Source organism: Paraburkholderia kururiensis, assembly GCF_034424375.1.
GTDB lineage: Bacteria > Pseudomonadota > Gammaproteobacteria > Burkholderiales > Burkholderiaceae > Paraburkholderia > Paraburkholderia kururiensis_A.
This window is the reverse complement of sequence record NZ_CP139965.1, coordinates 6,399,866-6,405,912: the sequence shown is the minus strand read 5'-3', so window position 1 is coordinate 6,405,912 and position 6,047 is coordinate 6,399,866. Positions and strand designations below refer to the sequence as shown.

Genomic DNA, 6,047 nt, shown 5'->3' with positions numbered 1-6,047 from the left:
CAGCCTTTTACGTAATGAGATTGATTTGCGTTTACATTTGTGGCGAATTTTGAGAATATTTCGCGACATCAAGATCGGCATCGAACGGGGAAAGCGAGTGATGGGAACGGGAAGAAACAAGAAAAATTCGCGGATAGCCGCGGCACGTGGTCAACATCGCGGATTGCGCCTGCGGCCTCTTTGCGCCGCGTTGACGTCGGCCATGCTGGCCATCACGGCGCACGCGGCGGGCGAAGAAAGCACGCCTGCTGCCACCGGCGCGGCTTCGGACGCGCAGGTGCTGCCCGCGGTCAACGTCCGCGCGCAGTCGGCGCAGACGCCGGACGGCCCGGGCGTCGGCTATGTCGCCAAGCGCTCGAAGACGGGCACCAAGACCGACTCGGCGCTGCTCACGAACCCGCAGAGCATCTCCGTCATCACGCGCCAGCAGATGGACGATCAGGGCGCGCAGACCGTCGATCAGGCATTGCGCTACACCGCCGGCGTCTACACGCAGGACGGCACCGACGTTCGCTTCGACCAGCTCTACGGGCGCGGCTTCACGCTGGACTCGTATCTCGACGGACTTCACCTCTATCAATCGCCGCGCTTTGCCACGCCGCGCATCGACCCGTATTTCATCGAGCGGATGGAAGTGCTGCACGGCCCGGCCTCGGTGCTTTACGGCCAGGGCAGCCCGGGCGGACTCGTGAGCTACGTGAGCAAGCTGCCCACCGAAACGCCTTATCACGAAGTGATGATGCAGATCGGCAACCACAACAACTACCAGCTCGGCTTCGACTTCAGCGGTCCGGTCGACAAGAACGGCACGGTGCTGTACCGGATCACGGGCCTCGGCCGCACCGCCGAAACGCAGGTGAGCGACATCAAGGACCAGCGCATTGCGATCCAGCCTTCGGTGACGATCCGGCCCGACCGCAGCACGACCCTCACGCTGCAGGGCAGTTTCCAGCGCGACCCGAACGGCGGCCTGTTCAATCCCGTGCCGGCCGGTGCCACACTGTTCAGTAATCCGAATGGTCGTCTCGGACCCGATCAATATTTCGGCGACCCGAACCGCGACGGCATGCACCGCACGCAGTACTGGTTCGGCTACCAGTTCGAGCACGCGTTCAACGACACGTTCAGCGTGTCGCAAAACGTCCGCTATCTGCATATCGACGACCACTACTATCAGACCTCGGTCACGAGCGCGCTGGCGGCGAACAAGCGCACGGTCTCGATGTGGGCGAACGTCGACAACGAGCACTACTCGCAGTTCGAAGCCGACACCCACGCTCAGGCGAAGTTCGCGACGGGCAGCGTCGCGCATACGGTGCTCTTCGGCGTCGACTACCAGCGCTCGATGCTCGGCGACACGGAAGGCAACGGCGTGGTGGGCACCGTGGACCTCTACAACCCGAACTTCTCGTCGCTGCCCACGCAGCAGGCCAACACGCGGCTCGATTATTCGCTGAGCCAGGTGGGCCTCTACGCGCAGGACGAGGCGCGCTGGCGCAAATGGGTTCTCACCTTCGGCGTGCGTGAAGACTGGGCGGGCGGCAATCAGCAAACCACATCGCTGACGACCGGCAGTTCCACCACGTACCACGTGAACAACCATGCCTTCACGTGGCGCGCGGGCCTCGCGTATGAGTTCGACAGCGGGATTGCGCCGTACGTCAGCTACGCGAAGTCGTTCCAGCCGGTACTGGGCGCGACGTATGCAGGCGCGCCGTTTGCGCCGACCACGGGCAAGCAGCTGGAAGCGGGCGTGCGCTATCAGCCGCGCGGGTTCGACGGCTACTTCTCCGTGGCTGCGTTCAACCTCACGCAGAACAATGTCTCCGTCGTCGATCCTTCCCACGCCGGCTTCACCATCCAGACCGGCCAGATTCGCTCCCGCGGCATCGAAGTCGAAGCACATGCGAACGTGACCGAAGAGCTCAAGCTCATTGCGTCGTATGCGTTCGTCAATCAGATCGTGACCGAAAGCACGCGGTCGACAGGCAATTACGGCAAGCGTCCGACCATCGCGCCGCGTAACACGGCCTCGCTCTGGGCCGACTACACGTTCCACCACGGGCCGCTGCGCAACTTCGGCGTGGGTTCCGGCGTGCGCTACATGAGCAGTTCGGCGGGCGATGCCGCCAACACCTTCACCGTGCCGGGCCGCGTGCTGGTCGATGTCGGCGCGCATTACGACATCCAGAACTGGCGTCTGGCGCTCAACGTGTCGAACGTCTTCAATCGCGAGTACATCTCGTACTGCACGTCGTCGTCGGTGTGCTACTGGGGCGCCACGCGTACGGTGCTGGGCACGGCGCGGTATCAGTGGTGAACAGGGTGCCGGACACGAAGCGCGCTGCCGGCACGAGGGCCCATGCCGCGCCCCGTCATTCAAGGCGACGTGCGCTCTTGCGCCTGACCGCGGCGGCCGCAACGCTGGCTTTGCCGGCGGGCGTCGTGCGGGCGCAGGCGTCTGCTCGTGCCTCCGCGCCCAAGATCGTCGTGCTCGACTGGCCGCTCACCGAGATCGTGCTGTCGATCGGCGTGGTGCCCGTCGGCGTTTCGCGGCCGCCGTGGTATCGGATGCTCGACGGCAATCCGCCGCTGCCTGATTCGGTCGCGGATACGGGGCTGCTCTATCAGCCGAACTTCGAAGTGATCGATGCGTTGAAGCCGGACCTGATCGTCGTGACGCCGTGGCACGCGCCGCTCATGAGCCTGCTGCAACGCATCGCGCCCACGCACGTGGTTCCGCTTTTCGGCCCCGGCATCGAGGTCTACCCGGCCGTGCGTGCGGCCACACGCGAGTTGGCGCAACGGCTCGATCGCGCAGCCGCGGCGGATGCGCTGTTCGCACGCGCCGATGCCGCGCTGGAACACGCATCGCAACGGCTGGCACGCTTTCGCGCGACGCGCCGGCCCGTGTATCTGCTGCATCCCATCGATGATCGCCATATCTCCGTGTTCGGAAAAAACAGCCTGTTCGGCGGCGTGCTCGCGCAACTCGGCATCGACAACGCGTGGCGCGGCCATGCCGATCCGCAAGGCGCGACGCAAGCGGATCTCGCTGCGCTCGTGCAGGAGGGGGAGGCCGAGGCCGTGGTCATCGGTGTGCCGCCCGGCGTGGCGATGCAGCTCGAGCAGAGTCCCGTCTGGCACGCGCTGCCCTTTGTTCAACGTGATCGTGTGCAGTCGATTGCACCGTTGCCGGCGCTCGGCGGCCTGACGACATCCATGCGCTTTGCGAATGCGCTTGCAGATGCGCTCGAGGGAGTGCGCTCTTGAACCACCGCTATACGACCGTCCCACATACCGACCGTGCACCGCGTGCGTGGTACCTCGCCGCGTTCCTCGTCCTCGCGACGGTTGCGTTGGTTGCGTTAAGCGCTCGCACGCTCTCGATGCAACTGCCCTTCGCGCAGTGGCCGGGCATCGTGTCGATGGGGGACGATGCGTCGCTCGCGCAGATCGTGGCGCACTACGCGTGGTTGCCGCGCGTGGTCGTTTCGCTGATGGCGGGTGCTGCGTTGTCGCTTGCGGGCGTCGTCTTCCAGCAAGTCTTGCGCAATCCGCTCGCGGAGCCGTTGACGCTCGGCGTCTCCGCAGGCGCGTATTTCGCGCTGACGGTGGCCTCCATCGTTGTCCCGTCGCTTGCGCTGGACGGGCGCTTTTCCATTGCGTTCGCGGGCTGCGCGCTGGCCATGCTCGCGACGATGGCGCTCACGTGGCGCAAGGGCTTCGCCGCGGTTTCCGTCGTGCTTGCCGGCATGATCGTGAATCTCTATTGCGGCGCGCTCTCGGTGTTGCTCACCATCGTGTTCGAGCGTTCGTTGACCTCGGTGTTCATCTGGGGCGGCGGGTCGCTCGTGCAGGGCGGTTGGGCAACGGCCGCGTGGCTCGCGCCGCGTGTGCTCGTCTGCGCGATCGGCGCTGCGTTGCTCGTGCGGCCTCTCACGCTGTTTTCGCTCGACGATCGCGGCGCGCGGCAACTGGGTCTTTCCGTTGCGTGGGCACGTTTCGCGGCGCTCGCCATCGCCGTGCTGTTGAGCGCGTTCGTCACGAGCGCAGTGGGCGTGATCGGTTTCATTGGACTGGGCGGCCCGGCATTGGCGCGCGCAATGGGCGCGCGCCGGCCTCAGGAACAGATGTTGTGGGCGCCCCTCGCCGGCGCCATGCTGCTTACGCTCGCCGATCAGGCCGTGCAATCTTTGCCGGGCATGGCGGGCGAAATGCTTCCGACAGGCGCCGTGACGGGATTGCTTGGCGGGCCGCTTCTGCTTGGGATGCTGTACCGCATGCGCGTACCAGGCCCACAGCCCGTGCTGTCCGAAAGCGAGCCTGCGCGCGGTTCGACGCCACGCGCTGCATTAATGCTTGGCGTTTTGCTCGTCGTCGCCATCGTGGTGTCCTTGCGCTTTTCGATGTCGATGCACGGCTGGCAGTGGACCCGCGCGCAGCAATGGGCGGACGTCGACTTCTGGCGCGTGCCGCGGCTCGTCGCTTCGCTGGGTGCCGGCGTGATGGTCGCGCTCGCGGGTACGCTGCTGCAACGTGTCACCGGCAATCCGATGGCAAGCCCCGACCTGCTGGGCGTAAGCGGTGGTGCGATGCTCGGCATGCTCGCTGCCGCGATCCTGGTTGGACCGTCCACGCCGGCATTACTCACGGGCGCATCGGCGGGTGCGCTGGGTTGCCTCGTTGCACTCGTCGCCATTGGCCGGCGCAGCGGCTTCGCGCCCGAGCATCTGTTGCTCGCGGGCATTGCGATCAGTGCGTTGTCCCAGTCGGTCGTCGTGCTCGCGACCGCAAGCGGCGGCGCCTACGCGAGCGTGCTGCGCGCCATGCTGTACGGCTCCACCTACGCGATTCTTCCTGCGACGGCCATCGCCGTGACGATCGCCGCAGTGGCAGGCGCCGCCGTCGCATCGCTCGGCGTGCGATGGCTCGACATCCTGCCGCTCGGCGGCGCGGTGTCGGATGCGCTCGGCGTTCGCACACGCCGCGTGCGACTGTGGCTGCTCGCTGTTGCCGCGGCGCTGACGGCGGGCGCGACGGTCGTGATCGGACCCATGTCGTTCGTCGGGCTGATGGCGCCGCATCTCGCGCGGCTGTTGGGCTTCTCGCGAGCGCGCTCGCAGATGCTCGTGGCAGGGCTGGTCAGCGCGTTGCTGATGGTGCTTTCCGACTGGCTGAGCCGCAACGTCGTGTTCCCGCAGCAGATGCCGGCCGGCATTGTCGCGACGCTCATTGGCGGTCCGTATCTGATGTGGCTCTTGCGGCGAGCCCCATGACGACGCTGCGCGCCGCGACGCAGGCGTTGTGGCAGGAAGCTCGCCACGCCTGCGACGATGCGCTCGCACGCGGCTTCACTTTCGTGCTCGTTCTCCACGCGGCCGAGGCTTTCGCCGACGACCGCCTGCTGACGGACGAGGACCGCGAGCGTTCAGCGCGCTTTCATCAGCCTTCCGATCGCCACAACTTCGTGCTGGGGCGCACGATGGTCCATCAACTGGTCCGCGCCCGCGGCGCCTCCACGCCCTATGCGTTCTGCCGTGGCCCGTACGGAAAGCCGTTCCTGCCCGACGCACCGGCCTTCAGCCTCTCGCACTCTGACCGATGGATCGCCTGCGCCGTCAGCGTGCGAGATCCAATTGGTATGGATATCGAAACATTTTCGCGCGTGGGCGATTACCGAACTCTGCAGGACGATGTCACCCATCTCGCCGAACGACGTTGCATCGAAGAGGCGATGCCTCATGAACGGCTGCCCTTGTTCAAGCGCTGCTGGACGCGCAAGGAAGCGGTGCTGAAAGCCGTCGGCAAGGGGATTGCCGACGACCTGAAAGGCATCGACGTGCGCCTGAACCACGACGAACCGCTGCTCAGCCACCCGGCGCCGTTGCGCGTGATCGATATGCGCTTGCAGGACGACCAGGTGACGGCCGCGCTGGCACAAGCACCGTGGGTCACGGGAACAGTGGTGATGGTGGTGCGCGACGGCGTGCACGCGCGAAAAACGGTCCTGCAATGGCGCTGATCGACAGGGGCTAGAAGACCAC

Annotated in this window: 4 protein-coding genes; all 4 read left to right on the top strand. The window is 65.9% G+C overall.

The features are described 5' to 3' along the window. The first annotated feature begins 202 nt into the window (after positions 1 to 202). On the top strand, positions 203 to 2,320 hold the full coding sequence (locus U0042_RS28620; RefSeq protein ID WP_232833590.1) for a TonB-dependent siderophore receptor: 2,118 nt from the start codon (positions 203 to 205) through the stop codon (positions 2,318 to 2,320). Positions 2,321 to 2,397: 77 nt separating this feature from the next. Further along, the gene (locus tag U0042_RS28615) at positions 2,398 to 3,273 is read left to right on the top strand and encodes an ABC transporter substrate-binding protein (RefSeq protein ID WP_232833589.1); all 876 of its coding nucleotides are present in this window, start codon (positions 2,398 to 2,400) and stop codon (positions 3,271 to 3,273) included. Then, positions 3,270 to 5,279 carry a Fe(3+)-hydroxamate ABC transporter permease FhuB gene (gene fhuB / locus U0042_RS28610; protein WP_114814832.1) on the top strand — a complete coding sequence of 670 codons (2,010 nt, stop codon included), beginning with the start codon at positions 3,270 to 3,272 and terminating at the stop codon, positions 5,277 to 5,279. Before U0042_RS28615 ends, fhuB begins: the two co-directional genes overlap by 4 nt. Further along, complete coding sequence (locus tag U0042_RS28605; protein ID WP_114814831.1) at positions 5,276 to 6,025, top strand: 4'-phosphopantetheinyl transferase family protein; 750 nt, start codon at positions 5,276 to 5,278, stop codon at positions 6,023 to 6,025. Before fhuB ends, U0042_RS28605 begins: the two co-directional genes overlap by 4 nt. Positions 6,026 to 6,047 lie beyond the last annotated feature (22 nt).

What these genes read in the sequence shown, in the direction of transcription:
- U0042_RS28605 (WP_114814831.1), top strand. Translation starts at nt 5,276, where the DNA reads ATGACGACGCTGCGCGCCGCGACGCAGGCGTTGTGGCAGGAAGCTCGC.
- U0042_RS28620 (WP_232833590.1), top strand. Translation starts at nt 203, where the DNA reads ATGCTGGCCATCACGGCGCACGCGGCGGGCGAAGAAAGCACGCCTGCT.